Below are 19,916 nucleotides of genomic sequence, written 5' to 3' on the forward strand. Positions count from 1 at the left end.
TAGTACTTCCATTTATGACTTGCTACTACATTTCACACTACCTTTATACAATATTTAAGCAAAACATACTAATACACGTTTACACTTTCAATATTGACTTACACGTGTACGCTGATATTCTAGCGCACAGATGTAAGCCCAATGGAAATTTGCTAATGAATAGTGCCGACAAACCATCAACCAAAAAGCCACCGTTAATCTGGCTAAATATTTTTGTATTCTCTTCTAGTATGCTGCTTGCTGTTGTCGCGGCTCCCGTTTATGGCTACTTTTTTGGCTATGGTATGGAACACTGGATATGGCTAGCGATCTGTTTTACTTTTTGTAATCTATCCATCACAACAGGCTACCACCGCTTATGGTCACATAAAGCGTTTGAAGCGCATTCAAGCCTAAGATTCTTGTTTGCTTTGGGTGGTGCTTTTGCTCTGCAAAACAGCGCGCTGCACTGGTCTTCTGACCACCGTGTGCACCATAAGCATGTCGACAACAACGACAAAGACCCATACTCAGCCAAACGTGGCTTCTGGTACTCACACATCGGCTGGATGATCCGTAACTACAACACTGCAATGTATACAGATTACGAAAACTGTCGTGACCTGAAAAAAGACAAAATCGTGATGTGGCAGCACAAGCACTACGTTCTGCTAGCGTTACTGATGAACATTGGTGTTCCTATCGCATTAGGTGTTATTTATGGCGATGTGATTGGTATGTTGCTAATCGTGGGTGCGGTTCGTTTGGTACTTAACCACCACACTACATTCTTCATTAATTCTCTTGCTCACATTTGGGGTAGCCAACCTTTTACTGACAAAAATACTGCCCGTGATAACGGTGTGTTGGCAGTACTCACTTTTGGCGAAGGCTACCATAACTTCCACCACATCTTTGAGAACGACTACCGCAACGGTATTTACTGGTGGCAATACGATCCAACCAAATGGTTGATTAAGAGTGCTTCATTGATGGGCTTAGCAAGTAAGCTTAAGAAAACGCCTCAAGCTCGCATCGAAAAAGCAGAAGCGACAATGCTACTTAAACGCACACAGCAGAAAATCATGCACCGTGCCGACAAACAACAAATCGCGGATAAGCTTCAGGCAGAGTTCGATGCACTCGTATCAAATATGAACGAATACTACGAAGTTAAAAAGCAGCTACTTGAAAGTAAACGCGAAGACGTTGTGAAGAAATACGAGCATTCTGTACTTAAGGTTCGTTACCAACAAATCAAAATGAATTTCGAACAGCAAAAGAGAAATTGGGCGATGACAGTGGAACAATATGCTTAAGGCAAAACCATACGCTTAACACCCCAATAACAACGCTGTTTGATTCTTATTCAAAAGCTCTCATCTTGCTATGAGGGCTTTTTTATTTCACAGATCTAATTAAATACATGAATTTTAAGTCTTTATTCAAATAACAGACACTAGTTCCAAATGTCACACTTTCACTGCAACAAGATGTCAACCTGTAGAGCTTGCTGTGACAAATGTCACTTACAGAACGATATCCATCCCATAACATGCGCGTCCCAAAATTCTTTCAGCAATTAGCGGACCCATTATATGAAAATGTTAAAATCATCCCTAACCCTAGCGATTTCTACTTCCCTTTTATTTGGTTGCGGTGACGAAACAACTAATAACTACTACCCTCAAGAACCAACCGTACCATCTTCTACAGAAGCTAAAATCGCCGTATTCAACCTGTCTTTTGACCGTTATACCTACGAAAATCTTGTAGCTGAAATGAAACTGACTAAGCTAGAGCAAGACGCATTGGTTGAAGGCTGGGAAAATGATACTTTGTCTGAAGAAGCCAAAGCCACCGCTCTTAAAGTAATCCAGATTCGTAACGTAGCTGCAATCATCCAGACTGAACGCCCAGAAGTAATCATGATGGCGGAGTTTAACAACGATGGTACCGCTGAAAATAACGATGCTCTTATCGGTTTCCGCTTGAACTACCTATCTGTATCTCAAAATTCAAATAGCTTTGATCAAGACGGCACTCAGTTAGATCCAATCGTATTCCAGTACTTTGCCAACTTCGCGACCAACACTGGCCTTTTAAACGAATTTGGTTTTGACCTAGATAATGACGGTAATCCGGGGCAACTACCAGGCGATGCATGGGGCTTTGGTACCTACCACGGACAATATGCGTTCGCTCTAATGTCTATGTATGAAATTGATCACGACAACATTCGTACTTTCCAAAAGTTCAAATGGAGCGATATGCCTTCGGCTACCATGCCAACTATCACCAACTGTAACGATTCTTGGAACCCTATCCCAGATGGCATGGAGTGTGGTGACGACTGGTATACTGCTGAAGAGTGGGCAGAAGTTCGCCTTTCTTCTAAAAACCACGTTGACGCACCGATCCTAATCCCTCAAGACGATGGTACCTCAGAGACGATTCACCTACTTATGTCTCACCCAACGCCACCTATTTTCGACACGGGTAAGAACAAGGTTCAAAATGCAGATGAAGTTAATTTCTGGGTCGATTACATCGAAGGTCAAAGCTACATGTACGACGATAAAGGCGTGACTGGCGGATTAAGTACAGACGCTAAATTCGTTGTTATGGGCGACCTTAACGCTGACCCTCTTAAAGGTGATGGTGATTTGACAGCAATCAATGCACTGATGGACCACGACAAAGTTAACCGGTTAGCGACGTTCGGTCCATTAGCACCTGCCAGCCTTGGTGGCCCAGAATGTCTAGCTCTTGGCGAATGTAAAGAAGCAAACTGGGATACTCCATACCCTGGTCAAGTGACCAGCACGAGCGGACTACGCCTTGATCATGTTGTACCATCAGAAAACCTAACGATTTCAGACTCTGGTATTTACTGGCCAGCAACGTTCGAAGACGGCCGTCTATTAATGAATGACGAACGTGTAGGTAATTACGGAAACGGTAAGGACATATCTTCTGACCACCGTATGGTTTGGATTAAAGCAGAAATCAACAACTAATACTTTCGAATAAACTCTATCATCCATGTCCGACTATTATAGTCGGACATTTTTTATTAAAGAGACTGGCTTTAATTATGGATTAAAGTATCCATAGTAATTGGATCTAGCCAATCTTTACCCCTCTCATTCAACTGCTTATATTAATTACACTTACCGAGTGGAACACTGAGGAATAAAGAATGGGCAAGCTAACTATTATTGCAACAATCGTCTCTAAAGAAGATAAGATTGAGTTAGTTAAATCAGAGATGATTAAATTGATCGACAAAACCCGTGTTGAAGATGGCTGTATCAACTACGATCTGCACCAAGATAACAGTAACCCTGCTCACTTCGTTTTTCATGAGAACTGGGAGTCTGAAGCTCATCTAGAGAAACACTTAGCGAGCCAACACATCGCCGAGTACATGGCTGCGACTGAAGATTGTATCGAAACCTTTGTGCTTAATAAAATGACGCACATTGCCTAACCAATCACTCAGTACTGATTCAATAGAAAACCCTGCTCTGATCGCAGGGTTTTTCGTTTCTACAAGCTTATATCTGCTCATTTTAATAATGAAAAAACCCGCCAGAGTAGCGGGTATGGTCAATAATCATGACTGTCAAAAACAGATAGGTAACAACCATCAATCCAATATTGAGGACCGCTTTACAGCGGCACTCTGACATTCCTTTTGCTGATCGCTAGCACGGGGGCACTAGTTAAAAGCACGAGCCAAAATGCCATTCCCTTGATATTGGTAAACACTTGAATTACTACTTACAAAGACCGATTCTCCGGGCTTAAGTGATACTGTACGTTCTTCAGAAGTGACGGTCGCCTCTCCTTCCACACAGAACAAGATCTCTGCGCTACGTAGATACTGAGACTTGCTCTCATCAGTCGCAGATAAGATATCAAAACCAAAATCATCCACTGGAATCGGATAGCTCATCTTGCCCTCTTTCAATACAGGCTTAAGGCGAATATCTTCTGGCTTAATCGGCTCAAAGATCGTGTTGTCGATAAGCTCAGGAACATCTATGTATTTGGGTGTGAGACCTGCACGCAACACGTTGTCTGAATTTGCCATGATCTCCAAGCCTGTACCTTGAACATAAGCGTGTGGGGTTTCTGCGAATAGGAACATCGCTTCACCCGGTGCCAGTTCAACCGTATTAAGCATCAATGGTGCAAACAAACCAATATCACCCGGGTAATGTTGTTTGAACTCTTTGCTGTATTGTAGAGCTTCACGCCCCATGACCGTTTTAGCTGGTCGCGCATGCGCAGCATAAAGCTCATTAAGCGCAGACTCTTTGCGGTCACCCTCAAGCGACATAATTGCGCTAAAAAAAGACTTCAGAGAATCACTGTCGGCATTGGCTTTAAGTACATTAAGCTCAATCGCTAACGAAGGAATCTCCACTTCTTCGAACAACGCAATAATATCGTCGATTGGACGAAAGCCATTCATCGCTTTGTAGAAGGTCAACGCATAAACAAGTTCAGGCTTATGGTTTGGATCTTTGTAATTACGATTAGACGCATTCAAAGGGATACTAAGTGCATTCTCTCGCTCAAAACCTAACTCAGATTTACGTTTATTTGGGTGAACCTGAATCGACAACGGTGTTTCAGCGGCCAACACCTTAAATAAAAAAGGTAGTTCACCGAAACGTGCCGCCGTGTACCCACCTAAAACATCGATTCTATTTTCATCAATCATGTGAGAAAGCGGCTCACCTGTATCGCCTACTTTTGAGCAACCATTAGGGTGAGCACCCATCCAAATTTCAGCTTGAGGCTCTTGTTTTGGGTTAACAATACCAAACAATTGGTTTATGGAGTCTTTGCTGCCCCATGCGTAGTTTTGGATAACGTTGTCGAGTTTGAATAGAGACATAATTACTTCTCATTAAAAATCTGGCCGCCAAGCTTGAGCGTGGCAGCGATATTACGGGCACTACGAGTCAGATTTTGGCTCGCTTCTGATAAAACTTGGTCTAAGGACTGCGGTGAACGTACGGTTCCAAATAAGCTAGACATTGAGTCATAAAGCTTTTCAACGTCTTTGCCCAAAGAGCCAGCAATACCAATGGTTGGAATGTTCTGCTTAAGAGCTCGCTGTGCGATACCAAAAGGTGTTTTTCCTTGCAGAGTTTGGTTATCCATCTGTCCTTCTCCGGTCACGACCAGTGAAGCGCCTTCAAGCACCTTATCCGTATCTAAAGCGTCGAGTACCATCTCAATACCCGCTTTAATTTGGATATTGAATGCCAGGCTTAACCCTAGGGGTGTGCCACCTGCCGCACCAAAACCCTTGCTGTCGCGATGATTAACGCCTGTATGGGCTTGAGCGATATCGGCAAAGTGCCCAATGGCAACATCAAGTTGTTGAACTTGAATTTGTGACGCCCCTTTCTGAGGACCAAACACGGCACTTGCTCCGCTTTCGCCACACAGTGGATTACTCACATCGCAAGCGACCACGAACGTCACTTCTTTGCATCTCGGGTGCAGCCCATCAAGATCGATGCTTGCTAGCTGACTTAATTCGGCGCCGCCACCAGATAACTCGTTGCCTTGCTTGTCTAATAACTTGCCTCCCAACGCTTGTAAAATGCCAGCACCAGCATCGTTGGTTGCGCTACCGCCCAAGCCGATAATGATTTGTTCAGCGCCTTGATCTAACGCATCTTTAATCAATAGCCCTGTACCAAACGAAGACGCGGTTAAAGGTGCTCTTTTTCCTACCGTTAATCGGTCTAAGCCCGACGCTTGAGCAAATTCCAACAAGGCAGTTTTCACCTTAATTCCATCAAAAGTCTGCTCTAACGATGCCCAGTAAGCTGTGCATTCACGTCCGATTGGGTCCATCGTTTGCAATCGTTGTTTCTTACCATTGAGCGCCTCTAGCAACACGTCTACCGTGCCTTCACCACCATCAGCGAGTGGCATTATCACAAACTCTGCGTCAGGGAAAACGTCCGTAAATCCACGCTCAATGCAAGACGCAACTTGATGAGCGTCGAGTGATTCTTTAAATGAATCGGGGGCAATTACAATTTTCATTGTCGTTCACCATTCCCGCCCACCAAGGTGAGCGGGTTATCGAAATTAGAATTTGATTTGGAATGTTTTTGCTTGGCAAGATGCCAGTTCACCAAAAGATAAGTCGCCAAAAGACAAGTCACCGAAGGTTTCTGTTGTTACATCACCTTCACGAACGCGCTCATCCATGCTTGTCTCTTTCCAGCTTGAAACGGTTTGAGTAAACGAGATTGAATCTGACACAGAACCTGTTTCTGCCGGGTTGTAAATACGCATGATCAACGCATCTTCATCTTCTGCTTTCTTCAATACACTGAGTACCGCGCCTGATTGTTGCTTAGACAGAAGGCTAAAGCTCATCGGTAGGTTTTGCTCGCCTACGTTTAGCTTCATCGCGTTGTAAGGGATCTTGTTGTAGCACTCAATTTGAGTGACATTGTCACGTGCTTGCGCCATAATGTTCGCGTCAATGTGATTACCAGAGAAACCACACAGCGTGAATTCACACACTAGCTTGCCGCGCACTTGTGAATCAGGGGTCGGGATCTTGATACCTGAAGGACGACCCGGACGAAGCAATAGCTCTTCTTTGCCTAACACGCCGATACCGCGGAATAGTGTCAGTGCGAAGGTATCTCTATTTTCGTCACCTTGTGAGGCAATCACTTCAAATTCACGCAGACCATTCGACATAATAGCCATACCCGCTTTGCCGTTTTCTAGCGCAGCAAAGTTCATTAACTGATACACAGGAACTGGCGCTTCTTTCCACTTCTCTTCTTCCCAAACCGCCATTGCCGGGTCATTGGTTGGTCGAGTAATGCAACCGAACTGGTTATCAGCAACCACAGTTTCAGATACGAATGGTGTTGGTACTAGCACACGTACACGGTGGTCGTCGGCTTGGTTGTCTAGTTCCATGCGCACTTCAATGCGGCGAGAGCCTTGCTTCAACACCACTTGGCATTGCGCTTCAACAAAACCGTTTTGACCCGTGCGTTCTTCACGCTCTGCAAGGTTTGCTGGCACGTTCATGCGGAAAGCGATGTTCGCAACCGATTGGAAGCCTTGGTGGTCAATCGATGTTTCTACCGGGAATTCATCTGAGTACAACAGCCACTCTTGACGAGATGGAGAGTAGTCGTACTCATCGCCGTCATCAGAACCCTCTTCTAAACGGAGTACTTGATCGAATACTTGCTCTGTCTCTTTATCGAAAATAGTCAGAGTACCGTTGTCGTTTACATTAATTCGGTAGTATTCGTTTTCTAATAGATAGTCCTTCTGCTCAGCAACTTTTACTGCGCCCTTCTCATTACCTTGAACGTGTAACGTGGTGAAGCCCATCGCTGGCACAGTGCGTTTGATTTGAATATCAAACTCCATGAACGGGTCGTAGTTACCATAGTGAACGATTTGACGGTCTACTTTACCCGGGTCGATTTGGCGCTTGTCTTGGATGAAGTATTCAACTGGGTTTTCGTTTTCATCAAAGATAGAAAATTCTTGAGCACGGATAGTAACGGTTGTGTTCACCACTTCTTCACGCTCGTATGGAGAAAGGTTAAACATCGCCAGTTTGTCGCAACCTTCGCGATCCGGCATGTGGTCGACAATCTTACGCTTGTAGAAATGAATCAGGTTTGTCGCCATATCGTCCGCAAGGATGTAACGGTTTAGGATTTCAGCGTGAACCTTGTCTGAACAGCAGCAACCAATCGAGTCATGAGCGTGGTTCTTCATGCTCTCTTTCCACATTTTCTCAATCAAGCCGTGGTGGTATTCGAAACCTAATGTCCAAGCGATAGACGCTAGCGGCTCTAAGATGTTTACAATCTTGTTTTCGATTTCTGCGTGGATCAGTTTGATGTCCATACGCGTCGAAGAAATCGTACGGTGAACACGCATGTATTTACCGTCGTTGAATTCGCCTTTGATTGTGTCGAGTTGATCGCGTGCGGCTTCTACTTTTTCGAATACTTCTTCAAAGCGGCTCATTGAGAATTCGCGATCTGGGTAGATTTCACGAAGCTTGTCCATCACTTCAAAGATGTCTTTTTGAATCGGCATTTGATCGTGGCCGTTCGGCAATAGGATGTCTTTCGTTACCGATGGTTTTTCTAACACTGGGAAGTACTTATCTAAACGAGCACGCAGACCTTGTTCATCTTGAGGAAGGTATTTACCAATCGCGTAACCCAGTGGAAGCACTTGTGCCGTTACTTCACTGCCGTCGTTAGACTGCCATAAAAATTCTGTTTTGTTGGTGCCATGACGCTCTGAACATCCACGCCAGAACATTGCACGCGTGATGTCGAAACCGTTGTAGATCATCGGCAGTTGAGAACTCATGCTGAATGAATCTGGTAGGTAACCAATCTTCATTGCATCGCCAAATTTCATACAGTCACGAATGCCATACATCATGTTACGCACAATCGACTCACCAGAAACTTGCATTGTGTCGGTTTGAGAATACCAAGGGCCAATAATTAGCTTGCCCGCTTCAACCAATGCTTTTACGCGTTCTGTATTTTCTGGTTTGATTGCGAAGTAGTCTTCTAGAACGGCTGTTTGACCATCTAGAACGTAGTATTTGTATTCTGGATCGCTCTCCAGACGGTTCATGATTTCTTCCATGTTGTTCACAAGAAGAATGCGAGACTCTTCTGTTGTGAAATACCATTCACGATCCCAGTGCATGTGAGGAGTAATGTGTACGCGTGATGTAGTCATAATCATTTACCTAAATGTATCGCTTCGAGTAAAACTAAAGTTCGAACTCAAATACGACTAAATTAATTTTTTCAAGGGGTTAAAATTGGCTGCCACTAAATTTAGGGTGCAGAAAACCACGCCCAGAATCTGTGTGAATAAAACCGCTAGGAGCACAGGTATTTAGGACAGCCAAGTTGTTCGTTATTTTTTATATGGTGTTTTAATTGCGAACTAGAAGTGAGCTCAAAATTCAGTTAGTTCTGTGTTGCAGTACTTGCTTCAAACTTACCCTTTTTTACAGCGTGACCACGCCACATCAGAAGAGTAACAGTTGAAATCACGGTGCCGACAATCGCAGCACCGAACCAAATTGCAGCAGCAGAGAATGCGCCCAAACCTGAATCGTGTAACAAGAAGATAGAGAAGATACCTGCGCCCGGAGTCGATAGACCAATACCTGCCGCGCCAACCATTGCACCTGTAACGACAGAGCCTAGTAGGAATGAACCGATTACACGGATTGGATCTTCAATTGCCATTGGAATTGCACCTTCGGTAATACCCGCTAGGCCAAGAAGCCACGTTGATTTACCCGTTTCAATCTCAAAGTCTTTGAATAGACGTGGAGCAATCATGGTTGAAGCCGTTACAGTGAACGCCGATACCATTTTTACTGAACCAAAGATTGCGTAAGGGCCATAAACTCCGTTCGCCATTGCACCTAAACAGAATGCGTAAGCGGCTTTGTTTACCGGACCACCCAAATCGAATGATACAAACAGACCAAGAATCGCACCCAATAACAGCGCATTGGTGCCTGACATACCGTTCAACCAGTCCGTTAGACCTTGGTTTAGGAACGCTACAGGTTTACCTATAACAAATAGCATCAAGCTACCCGCCACCAAAGTACCGATCACAGGATAAAGGTAGAAAGTTAGGAAGCCGTTAAACGCAGGGCCTAATCGAACATGCTCTTTGACCCAACGCATCACGTAGCCCGCAATCAAACCACCAACAACACCACCAAGGAAACCAGAGCCAATAATGTTCGCTGCAATACCCGCGGCAAAGCCAGGGCCAAGTGCCGGTTTGTCTGCTAATGAGTAGGCTGTGTAAGCTGCTAGAACGGGAACCATTAATGTACCCAGTAGGCCGCCACCTAGCTTGCGATACATCCATAACCAAGAATCTTTTGTTGCGTAGAGCTCTTGCAGGTCAAAAATTTGCGCGATAAGAACAGCGACCGCTAGAACAGTACCACCAGCAACAATTAGAGGAACTGCATAAGAAATACCAGAAAGTAGAGCTTGTTTTAGCTCAGTTTTCAGTGGCAGTTTCTTTGGCTTGTCGTCAGTAGCAACTTTGCGTTCGGCACCGTTACCTTTTTTCGATTCTTCAACCGCTTCATTTAGAATGCTCTCAGCGTGCTTGATAGGCTTCGCTACTGGTGTTTCTACACGAGGTATTCCGTTGAAACGCTCAACTTCTTTAATCGCAACTTCAGCAGCAAAGACACACGCTACTGCATTGTTTAATTGTTCAGCTGTTAAGCGATCTTCAATACCGTTTGCGCCCTGCTTTTCAACATGCACGTTGTAACCAAGCTTTTTTCCTGCTTTTTCTAGGTACTCTGCTGCCATATAGGTATGAGCGATGCCTGCAGGGCAAGCAGTAACACATACAATTGTCGGTGCATTTGTATCTAATTTGTCTTGTTTATCTTCTTGCTGGTTGTCGCCATCAAGCAGCGCAAAAATTTCATCAGCTGTGGTCGCTTTTAATACGGCTTCACGCACATCGTCATCAACCAGTGTGGTTGTTAGCTCGGTAAGCAGATGCATATGAGTAGAACCCGCTTCTGCATTTGGAATGGCAATAAGGAAGATAAGATTCACATCTTCATCTTCATCTTCATCCAAGCCTTTCCATTTCATATCTTTTGTCAGTGTTGCTACAGCGAAGCCAGCTTCTTTAACCGCGTCAGTCTTACCGTGCGGTACTGCTAAGCCTTCACCAAGCGCTGTTGGGCCTTGCTCTTCACGAGTAAATACTGCATCAAGATACTCTTGCTTATTATGCAGCTTGCCTTGCTGATCCAGTTGGTCAGCAAGTGCGTAAATCGCTTCTTCTCGACTGCTAAACGTAGTTTGCAGATTTACGAGCGACTTATTAGTTAGAGTAGTAAGTTTCATAACCTTTTGTCCCATAGTCACGGATTAGTACGACAGTCGTCCCTGCCGACGCCATGAACAATACAACTTCAAGACATTTAATCCGTGATCACGATCTCATCAATACATATTTGTATCTAATTTGTATTTAAATGGTATTGGTAAATCCTTTAAGAAAGCTTGTTATGTATCATTTAATTTGTATTATATATACTACAAGATACCGATACGATGCTCACCCTAACCTTTTGAATTAGGATTATATAGAGCAAATCTACGCGTTTAAGGTACAGGTTCTTAAACAAAGTCTAGTTGTTCTAGCGTACAAATGAGGCAAAAATGGCAAGACTCCCGATGTATCGCCAAATCGCAGATGCAATAAGAGAAAAGATCGGCTTAGGTGAATATAAAGTTGGCGAAGCACTCCCGACAGAAGCTCAGTTGCGTGAAGTCTTTTCTGTAAGCCGTGTCACCGTAAGGCAAGCACTTAAGCTATTGATCGAAAATGATGAGCTTGAAAGCGTTCAAGGCAGCGGTACTTACGTGAAAGAGAACAAAATCAATTACGACATCTATAAGCAGTCTAGCTTTCAAGAAAAGTGGGCGCATTTGGATGTGGTAACGCACAGTGAGGTTTTAGCCTTTGAAATGAAACCCTGCTCTTTGGCAATGTCTGAACATCTAGATATCAAAGAAGGCGAATTGGTTTTCTACGTCAAGCGTGTCCGTTTCATAGACAACAGCCCAATTACGGTTGAAGAAACTTGGTTGCCGGTTGCCCTATTCCCGGATCTTACCTATCAAGTAATGCAAACATCAAAATACGACTTTATTGAAAACACCAAAGGCATGGTGATTGATAGAAGTGAGCAAGAACTGGTTCCGATTCTTCCACCTGAAGACGTGGCTAAACAATTAGATATCGACCCAGCTCAACCGATTATTGAAAAGCGCACTCGTGGTTACCTTGCCAATAACACGGTATTTGAATACAGCCGAAACTACTTCACATCAAACGATTACCGATTCACTTTGGTCGCAAGACGCCAAAGATAAAACTCAATCAAGTAACGCTATGACTAACACAGAGGACGCCCGTCCTCTGTGAAAATCCTCATTCCCTAACCGATACCCCCCAACGCTACCACTACAAATATTCCTAAACCGATATCAAACAACCTCACGAAAGATCATTCACATTCATTGAAATATTCCGAGTGTCATTTGGCCATAAAATAAACGCCGAATTACAAAAACAACAGTCACAGGAATGTAGATGAATACTAAACAACTTGAGAGCGCGGTAAATGAGGTGACTTTGTTCAACCAGCATCTGCACTTAATCCAATCAGTCCATACCCTTCCGACACCAAAAGTGAACTGGGAATCTATTGCTATGGAACCCGCGCCGACAATGCCAACAGTTCGCTTCGACCATAAAGTCAAAGCCATGGAAGCGCTTGATGAATACAAACCATACTGGCTGGATATGCTGTTGGGTAACAAATCTAAGTTGCACACCCTCACCACGAATATTGAGCGAGCAGCAGAAAAAGACATCGAACAATACAAAACTGAATTTGTACATTGGGTTCAGAACTACAACTACTGGGCAAAAGGCAATCAATTATCGAAAGGCGTTTTAAATAACGATAGCCAAGCAAAGCTGTCTGCCCTTTCTGAAGCTCAGCAGAACCCGATGAACGCGACAGTGGTCGACACCAAGCTGATAAACCACAACTTTAATACCTACAAGAATGGTCACCTCTTAGAAGTCAACATTCAGGTTAATAGGCACAACATCATCCCTAAAGAGAAAAAGGTGTTGTGCCAAGGCGAAGTAAAGTTAGAGACCCTATCCCTTTCTGAAAGTAACGCCTTATATCGTGAGTACGTGTGCAGCTGTATTCTTAAATGTGCGCTGGACTCTTTCAATGTATTACCCGAGACAAGCGTCGTGATCAATGTTGAACAAGTTTCATCAGACCATTCCAGCGAAACGATTCTTTCGTGTCATATCGAAAAAGGATTACTGGAATTCTTATTGATTGAAGATGACAAGCCCTCTGAGATTCTTGAATTCTTTGTACATATTGAAGATTTCAACCCTCATCGAGGCAACGGGTTTTCTGCGATTAAAACCATCTTCTCTCCTTTGCCTATCGCGTCGTAACTCACTCGATCTTTCGGTTAAATCATTGACTACTCATCACGACTAACCTTTTGGTTGGTCGTGTTACATCACTTTATATACCTAACAATTATGTCGACAAACGCTATTTCAAAAACAACACATCCATTAAGAAAGACCGCTCTATGCAAACGATATTGCAACCCGTTACCTTTAGTCGCGATGGTTCTGTCTGTGCAGGTATCCGCTGAAGAAACGGTACTGAAGGAAGAAGCAGCTTCAATTGAAGAACCGGTGCTTACAGAACCACACGAGCTTACAGAAGAGCAAGCCTTCCTAGACGAAGCGATATTGGCAGAAAAGTCGGAGTCGGAATCGGAACAAGAAGACGAGTCGCCCTTCACTACGTTAACCAAGCTGGGCTTTATCTACTCGCAAAACACCAGCTCATCTTTGTCGATCAATTCTGGAATCTCTGTTGGATACAAAAAAGAGAACTGGGGACAGCGAGTTCAGTTCGATACCTACTATACCGATGCTGAAAATGACGAAGATGGTACTAATCGCTATACCACTAACTATGGCATTAGCTATGACTTGAACGAAGTCACCTATTTGGTCGCAACAACACGTTTTGAGCACGACCACTTTGGTACTTATCGTAAGCAATTCATAACAGCTACAGGACTGGGTCGCCATTTTTATGATACTGAAAGAATCAAACTCCAAGGATCTGCCGGTCCGGGTTACCGAATCAGTAAACGACAGTCTTCTGATGAAGAGTTTCCAAACAAAGAGAACTATGAACTGATCGTCAATGCCAATATTGATGGATCATTAACCCTAACAGAAACGTTTTCTATGGGGGCAACGGCTAACATGGCTTACGGTGAAGAGAACACCAATTACAACCTCAAAGGCTATCTAAAGAATATCTTGATGGGTAATTTGGCGCTAACTTTTGATACCGAATACATCTACAACACCACCGTTGCGTCAGACCAAAGTAACGCCGAAATCTACAGCTCAATGAACCTAAACTACGATTTCTAAATAACGCTTCCCCCATCGCACATGCAAAAGGATTTGCATGTTCGTCTAAGCTTCCCATCACTCCGTAATTTGTTCATCACTAACTATTCCGGCCGCTTATTTACTTAAGCAGAACCGCTAAGCCGCTATTTGATTATATAGAAAACGTTAATTCTGTTTTGCCCAGCGCCCCGTTTATCTACAAACCTTGGTGTAATAGATTGGTCGCAAGCAAACAAAAGGAGCGAACACATTATGTTATCTAATCAACTAGAGCGCGCACGAGCCATCGATTTACCAACACGCGAAGCGATGCTTCAACGAGCTCCTTCTGTACAACAGTTTTGGGACAACAATAAGGGCTTGTTCAGCGAGGCTTGGAAAGAATGGGAAGCAAGTGCGGAAGGCAGCCAATTGAATTTCGATGATTCGCTGTTAGATGCTCGCTTAAGTAAAGCTGTCAGAGAAGCTTGGCAAGATCCGACGCAAGAAATCGCGGTAAAAGACTTACTCGAAGAGATCTCTCCTGGAGTGTTTAAGTTCCAATTCTTTGATGCTGAACGTCTCGCTGAATTGCGTGATTACATGGAAGCGGTCTCAAATGCTCAAATCCCGCTGCGCCCACCATATGGCATAGTGCTTAACCGTGGTGGATCAATGTTAGACAGCCGCTCTGAAGGTTATTTAGCCGCGCCAAGTTTCCAAGCGTTTTACCGAGATTTACTCGACAGCTACATGCGCCCTATCGCTCGTTTATTGTTCCCAGAAATCATGGGGTACGATACGCAAACTTTTGGGTTCTCGATTCAGTATCAAGCGAACAAAGACACGTCTTTACGCCTTCATTCTGATGCGTCTTCTGTCACGCTCAACATTAACGTAAATATGCCTGATGAAGAGTTTTCAGGTTCAGAACTTAACTTTTATGACCCTGCTACGGGTAAGATGAACGAAACGACATTTACGCCCGGTGTCGCTATGATTCATAGAGGAAACGTTGCCCATGCGGCGCTGCCGATAACAAGTGGTGAACGTTCAAACTTGGTATTGTGGTTGTATGGTGATCGTGGACAAATACCACACCACAATTCGCTACCAGAGCCTATAGATGCGCATCAACGTTGGACGGTACCAACAGTGGTACATGACAATTTTGCACCGTTTTAGACTGTTTCGTACGGCTCTAGACAGCTTCGTACCGTTCTAGATAGTTTCGCACAGTTCTAGACAGTTTCGTACCATGTTAAATGATACAAACTCTCTTAGCCTTTCTCGGCAATTGAGAGGATAAAATACACAACGCGCCCACCATGGTTCATGGTAGGCGCGTTTTAGTTTTCACTTCAATTGACTCGTCAATCTATATGGCTATTTATGCGGATTTCGTTCTCAATCGAGTCAGTATGTCCATCTGTTTTAGGTTCGCCATACCGACGTAAGCCACTGGCACTAAGAACAGTGAGAAAAAGGTTCCGGCAGTCAAACCTCCGACCAACACTAAACCAATATTGATACGGCCTAATGAACCCGGACCATCCGCTAGTGCCAGTGGCAATGAACCGAGGATCATGGTGAGTGATGTCATCAAGATAGGACGCAATCTTGAACGCGCACTGCTGATCGCCGCCTCTTGAGCACTTGCACCCGATTTACGTTTCTCGTTAGCAAATTCCACCAGTAAAATACCATGTTTGGTCACTAGCCCAACCAGAGTAAGTAAGCCGATTTTTGAGTAGATATTAAGGCTTTGGCCAAATATCGATAGCGTCAGAATCGCACCCACGATACACAACGGAACCGTTAGCAAGATGATCATTGGATCAACAAAGCTTTCAAACTGCGCCGCCAAGATCAAGAAGATAAAAATTAACGCCAATACAAACAACACTTGTGCGCCCGCCGTTGAATCAACCAAGTCTTTAACTATGCCATTGAATTCGTAGCTCTGTGCGGGCTTTAACAAGCTCGGCACCGTGTCGTCGATATAAGCTTTTACATCGCTCGCTGTGTATCCGAGCATCAAATCTGCGGTAATTTCAGCGCTGTCTTTACCCATAAACCTCTTATAGTTAGATTCTGATGTCACTTGTTTGATCGAAACAAACTGAGACAAAGGAAGCCTTTGGCCAGACTGTGAGTCCACATACAGCTTATCGAGAACCTTAAAGTCGCCGAGATCCTTTCGGTTAACTTGAACTTGAATGGGGTATGTATAACCGTCATCGGCTTGTAAATCTGCCGCTTTCACTGAACCTAAGAAAGTAGATAGCGCATTGGTGACATTACTGTAATCCACACCAGACAATACGATAGCATTGCGGTCAATCGACAAGTCATAACGCAATTGGTCACGCAACATCGAATTTTTAATGTTGGTCACGCCCTCATAACTCTCAAGCGCTTCCACCACCTCATTCGCCGTTTTCGACAATACGGTGGTATCACGGTTAACCGTCGTTAACTCTAGGATCATATTAGTGGCAATGTTCAAGTTATCAGCCGAGCGAACCTTGAAAGACATGCCATAAGCAGAGACCGAACTTTGCGCTTTAGCGATAAACTCGTTCACCAACTCATCAGCTGACTGGTCACGCTCGCCCCATGATTTCAATAAAACGTGATTGGTCGGAGTCCCTTCGATGTAAGACAAATTTGCCTCTATCGAACTATCACCTTTGAACACACTGTTAAGTTGCTCGTTGTTGTCTAGGTGATACTGACGTCCGACTCCTGTAGGAGGCGTTGAAGTGACCTCAACAAAACCAGTATCTTCCGTTGGAAGCAACACTTGAGGCATTGTCCAAACCGCCAAAGCAGATAGAGCAATCAATGCCAAGGCAATACCACTCATCAGTGTTTTACGCTCAAACCATTTGCTAAGTTCCTTGGTGTACAAGTCAGACAGAACATTCAGCTTCGCATCAACTTTTTTGTACCACCTTGCCGGCTTTGTAACTGGCTTCATTAAGTAAGCACACATCATAGGTGAGAGCGTTAAAGCCACAAACCCAGAGATGATCACGGCTGCTGCAAGCGTGAACGCAAACTGCCTGAATAGATCGGCGGTTAGGCCTGCCATCAAGCCAATTGGTAAGTAAACAACCGCCAAAGTTAGCGTCATCGCAATCACCGGGAAGACGATCTCTCGACACCCTTTAATTGCAGCATTGAACGGCGTTTCACCCTCTTCGATATGACGGTAGCAGTTTTCAGCCACAACAATCGCATCATCAACCACCAAACCAATGGCGAGAATGATAGCGAGAATCGTCAGTACGTTGATACTAAACCCAAGTAAATGCATGACGGCAAATACGCCTATCACACACACCGGGATGGTGATGATCGGAATTGAAGCGACTCGAAAAGAGCCAAGGAATAGAACCACCACTGCTGAAACCAGAACAATCGCTTCAACTAAAGTCATGAAACCTTCATCAATCGCAGTTTTAATGAAGTCGGCTTGGTTATAAACCATCTTCATCTCAATGCCTTCTGGCAACTGAGGCTGAATCACGTCTATTTGCTTCTTAACCTTATTGGCAACAGTCACTGGGTTTTCACTTTTCAGTGGCAGTACCTGAATCGACATTGCTAAGTTGTCGTCGACTCGAAGAATACTCGGGGTTAAGCTTTCTTCTCCCATTTTAACTTCTGCAATATCACCGACACGAATGATCTTACCGTTATCAACACGAATCACCAGATCTCGCACATCATCAACACTTGTCACTTGGTTGACCGGGTTAATAGAGAAATCTCTCACCTGACCTTTGATAGTACCCGCGGTAAATGTCGCGTTGTATGAGCTTAATGTACCAACTACATCCGATGCACTCATGTTAAGCGCCATCATGCGATCGGGTTGAAGCCAAACACGCACCGCCTTTTCACTGCCGCCGTACGGTCCCCAAATACCGCCAACGCCTTGTATATGCTTAAACTGAGGCACAACCTGTTGGCTAATGTAGTCGTACATATCTTGCTTCGACATCTTGCCAGTATTGACAAAAGTGATGATGTTACTGGGCATACTGGTGTCAGAAGAGTCATCCGTTACCGTTGGCTTATCCGTCATACTTGGTGGAAAATCGCCAATCGCTTCGACACTGCTGCGCAGGTTGTTCATCAAGCTGGTGTATTCGACATCATCAATGTCATCTTCAAAGATGATTTTTAGATTACACGTACCTTCCTGACAGTCCGTCGTCATGGTTTTCACACTGTCGAGACCGGTTGCAGCGGTAATCAGTTTGTCGGCCACGTTACGTGACATGAACTCTGCGCTCGCACCATTAATCGCCGCGGTTACGGTCGCTGACGGTGTTTTATGTTCAGGGAAATATTGGATCGATAATTTCTGAAATGACAGCATGCCAAATAAAACAATTGCGATACTCAGTACTGAAGCAAAAACTGGATGCTTAATACAAATCTCAGGAAGCCTCATTCGGATTCTCCTTCGTTACGGCTTCCTTGCTCTGGGTTTCCTTACTTTGGATTTCCTTGCTTAAAGTTTCCTGGCTTAGGGTTTCGCTCGATAACGGCTCAACAGTCGCGCTTGCCTCTGCTTGCTCGGTGTTTTCGTTGATCGCTTCGTCTACACCTTTCGATGCATCTGTCCAATCAACCGAAGGCTCTACCGGATGTTGTTCATCCACCTTTGTTACGCTCTTTTCTACTTTAGGCTCAACAGTCTGCTGAGTGTTTTCTTTGCCTGTCGGTTCCGTTATTAGCTCAACGGTTTTCTGCTCCGCATTAGGGTTCATTACCTTAACTAGAGACGCTTTCTTTAGGTTCTGTTGTCCCGTCACTACGACCTTATCACCCAGTTTCAAGCCTTTCTCGACAACAACGTATCCGTCGTTAGTATTTACGCCCAATTCAACAATGCGTTGTTCGATCTTTTCGCCATTCACAACCCACACAAAGCGCTCAGCATCTTTTGCTTGAACGGAATTTTGGGAAACCACCATCTGCGTTGTGTCTTCGCTCGTCATTTGGCTTACTTTGGCAAACATACCTGGAACCAAGCGATGGTCTGGGTTGGTTACGTGCGCGTGTACTTCTACACGGCCTGAACTCTCATCCACCGCGGGGGCAATGTAATCCACTACGCCGGAAAAGGCTTCATCGACAAAAGCATCAACTTGGATGGAAACGTTCTGTCCAAGCTGCGCGTTACCTAAATCCGACTGTCCAATGGAATACTGAACTTCGACAGGATCGAGTTTGATCAAGCTCACCAACGCGGTTGCGCTATCAATCTTACTGCCCACTGAGTGGGTAAAATTAGTTAACTGCCCATCAAATGGCGCTACCAATAAATAGTCATTCATCAGCGCTTCTTTCTGTCGGTAATCCGCTGCTGCTAGATTCGCCTGCTCTCCCAGTTCTTCCACATCTTGTTGAGACATAGAGTCAGGCTGTTTCTTTAGTAATTCTTGTACTCGCTTTAATTTCGACTTTGCTAGCGCGAGCGAGCTTCTTGCTTTGTCTAAATCAGCTTTCGCTTTGGTATTGTCCAATTGAGCGATCAGTTCGCCTTTTTTAACTGAATCTCCATCTTTGAAATGGATGTTGAGAATTTTGTCGGAGGCACTAAATGTCAATGCAGCAGAGTCCGTTGCCCTGATTTTTCCAACTTCGTTGATTGAAGAAGTGAATGCTTGTTTGTGCGCTTTTTCGATAGTCACAGGAATCAAGTTCGAGTCTTGGGCAAACGATGGAGAGATATGTAAGGCAAACAGTGCCAGACAGATTGTTTTACTAAGCTTTGTAAATTTCATTTTTAATAACCATAACCGTTGAATTCGTCTGAA

At 44.3% G+C, this 19,916-nt stretch carries 13 protein-coding genes; 7 read left to right on the forward strand and 6 right to left on the reverse strand.

The window, feature by feature from the left end; translation table 11 throughout:
* The first annotated feature begins 155 nt into the window (after window positions 1–155).
* The 3 genes from OCV36_RS20905 to OCV36_RS20915 all read left to right on the forward strand — a co-directional run bounded on the left by OCV36_RS20905 (window position 156) and on the right by OCV36_RS20915 (window position 3,472).
* Window positions 156–1,298: an acyl-CoA desaturase gene (locus tag OCV36_RS20905; protein ID WP_135455116.1), complete on the forward strand. Its 1,143-nt coding sequence runs from the start codon at window positions 156–158 to the stop codon at window positions 1,296–1,298.
* Window positions 1,299–1,577: 279 nt separating this feature from the next.
* Complete coding sequence (locus OCV36_RS20910) at window positions 1,578–2,999, forward strand: endonuclease/exonuclease/phosphatase family protein (protein WP_167853011.1); 1,422 nt, start codon at window positions 1,578–1,580, stop codon at window positions 2,997–2,999.
* Between the two features lie 182 nt (window positions 3,000–3,181).
* Window positions 3,182–3,472 (forward strand): putative quinol monooxygenase, encoded by a 291-nt coding sequence (locus OCV36_RS20915; protein ID WP_061025548.1) that lies wholly within the window; start codon window positions 3,182–3,184, stop codon window positions 3,470–3,472.
* 231 nt (window positions 3,473–3,703) lie between these two features.
* Here OCV36_RS20915 and manA read toward each other — a convergent pair whose 3' ends face one another.
* The 4 genes from manA to mngA all read right to left on the reverse strand — a co-directional run bounded on the left by manA (window position 3,704) and on the right by mngA (window position 10,952).
* Entirely contained in the window at window positions 3,704–4,891 is a 1,188-nt protein-coding gene (manA, locus tag OCV36_RS20920; protein WP_135455118.1) for a mannose-6-phosphate isomerase, class I, read from the reverse strand.
* A gap of 2 nt (window positions 4,892–4,893) precedes the next feature.
* Window positions 4,894–6,060, reverse strand: coding sequence for a glycerate kinase (locus OCV36_RS20925; protein WP_135455119.1), 1,167 nt, complete (start codon window positions 6,058–6,060; stop codon window positions 4,894–4,896).
* A gap of 45 nt (window positions 6,061–6,105) precedes the next feature.
* Entirely contained in the window at window positions 6,106–8,775 is a 2,670-nt protein-coding gene (mngB, locus tag OCV36_RS20930; RefSeq protein ID WP_135455121.1) for a mannosylglycerate hydrolase, read from the reverse strand.
* Window positions 8,776–9,011: 236 nt separating this feature from the next.
* Entirely contained in the window at window positions 9,012–10,952 is a 1,941-nt protein-coding gene (mngA, locus tag OCV36_RS20935; protein WP_135455123.1) for a PTS 2-O-a-mannosyl-D-glycerate transporter subunit IIABC, read from the reverse strand.
* Window positions 10,953–11,270: 318 nt separating this feature from the next.
* Between mngA and OCV36_RS20940 the strand changes: the two genes are divergently transcribed.
* The 4 genes from OCV36_RS20940 to OCV36_RS20955 all read left to right on the forward strand — a co-directional run bounded on the left by OCV36_RS20940 (window position 11,271) and on the right by OCV36_RS20955 (window position 15,261).
* Window positions 11,271–11,987 (forward strand): GntR family transcriptional regulator, encoded by a 717-nt coding sequence (locus OCV36_RS20940; RefSeq protein ID WP_135455125.1) that lies wholly within the window; start codon window positions 11,271–11,273, stop codon window positions 11,985–11,987.
* A gap of 220 nt (window positions 11,988–12,207) precedes the next feature.
* Window positions 12,208–13,104, forward strand: coding sequence for a hypothetical protein (locus OCV36_RS20945; protein WP_135455127.1), 897 nt, complete (start codon window positions 12,208–12,210; stop codon window positions 13,102–13,104).
* 180 nt (window positions 13,105–13,284) lie between these two features.
* On the forward strand, window positions 13,285–14,115 hold the full coding sequence (locus OCV36_RS20950) for a DUF481 domain-containing protein (RefSeq protein WP_135455364.1): 831 nt from the start codon (window positions 13,285–13,287) through the stop codon (window positions 14,113–14,115).
* A 234-nt stretch (window positions 14,116–14,349) separates the two neighbouring features.
* A complete protein-coding gene (locus OCV36_RS20955; RefSeq protein ID WP_135455128.1) occupies window positions 14,350–15,261 on the forward strand; it encodes a 2OG-Fe(II) oxygenase family protein in 912 nt (303 codons plus the stop codon).
* A gap of 205 nt (window positions 15,262–15,466) precedes the next feature.
* Here OCV36_RS20955 and OCV36_RS20960 read toward each other — a convergent pair whose 3' ends face one another.
* Together OCV36_RS20960 and OCV36_RS20965 are read right to left on the reverse strand one after the other, a co-directional pair.
* On the reverse strand, window positions 15,467–18,544 hold the full coding sequence (locus tag OCV36_RS20960; RefSeq protein ID WP_135455130.1) for an efflux RND transporter permease subunit: 3,078 nt from the start codon (window positions 18,542–18,544) through the stop codon (window positions 15,467–15,469).
* Window positions 18,531–19,883 carry an efflux RND transporter periplasmic adaptor subunit gene (locus tag OCV36_RS20965; protein ID WP_135455132.1) on the reverse strand — a complete coding sequence of 451 codons (1,353 nt, stop codon included), beginning with the start codon at window positions 19,881–19,883 and terminating at the stop codon, window positions 18,531–18,533. The genes OCV36_RS20960 and OCV36_RS20965 overlap by 14 nt, the downstream gene beginning before the upstream one ends.
* Window positions 19,884–19,916: the final 33 nt, after the last annotated feature.

Origin of the sequence: Vibrio echinoideorum, assembly GCF_024347455.1 — a bacterium.
In the GTDB taxonomy this organism is placed as follows: Bacteria; Pseudomonadota; Gammaproteobacteria; order Enterobacterales; family Vibrionaceae; genus Vibrio; species Vibrio echinoideorum.

Coding starts and splice junctions, on each gene's coding strand:
- OCV36_RS20905 (WP_135455116.1), top strand. CDS start 156: ATGAATAGTGCCGACAAACCATCAACCAAAAAGCCACCGTTAATCTGG.
- OCV36_RS20910 (WP_167853011.1), top strand. CDS start 1,578: ATGAAAATGTTAAAATCATCCCTAACCCTAGCGATTTCTACTTCCCTT.
- OCV36_RS20915 (WP_061025548.1), top strand. CDS start 3,182: ATGGGCAAGCTAACTATTATTGCAACAATCGTCTCTAAAGAAGATAAG.
- manA (WP_135455118.1), bottom strand. CDS start 4,891: ATGTCTCTATTCAAACTCGACAACGTTATCCAAAACTACGCATGGGGC.
- OCV36_RS20925 (WP_135455119.1), bottom strand. CDS start 6,060: ATGAAAATTGTAATTGCCCCCGATTCATTTAAAGAATCACTCGACGCT.
- mngB (WP_135455121.1), bottom strand. CDS start 8,775: ATGACTACATCACGCGTACACATTACTCCTCACATGCACTGGGATCGT.
- mngA (WP_135455123.1), bottom strand. CDS start 10,952: ATGAAACTTACTACTCTAACTAATAAGTCGCTCGTAAATCTGCAAACT.
- OCV36_RS20940 (WP_135455125.1), top strand. CDS start 11,271: ATGGCAAGACTCCCGATGTATCGCCAAATCGCAGATGCAATAAGAGAA.
- OCV36_RS20945 (WP_135455127.1), top strand. CDS start 12,208: ATGAATACTAAACAACTTGAGAGCGCGGTAAATGAGGTGACTTTGTTC.
- OCV36_RS20950 (WP_135455364.1), top strand. CDS start 13,285: ATGGTTCTGTCTGTGCAGGTATCCGCTGAAGAAACGGTACTGAAGGAA.
- OCV36_RS20955 (WP_135455128.1), top strand. CDS start 14,350: ATGTTATCTAATCAACTAGAGCGCGCACGAGCCATCGATTTACCAACA.
- OCV36_RS20960 (WP_135455130.1), bottom strand. CDS start 18,544: ATGAGGCTTCCTGAGATTTGTATTAAGCATCCAGTTTTTGCTTCAGTA.
- OCV36_RS20965 (WP_135455132.1), bottom strand. CDS start 19,883: ATGAAATTTACAAAGCTTAGTAAAACAATCTGTCTGGCACTGTTTGCC.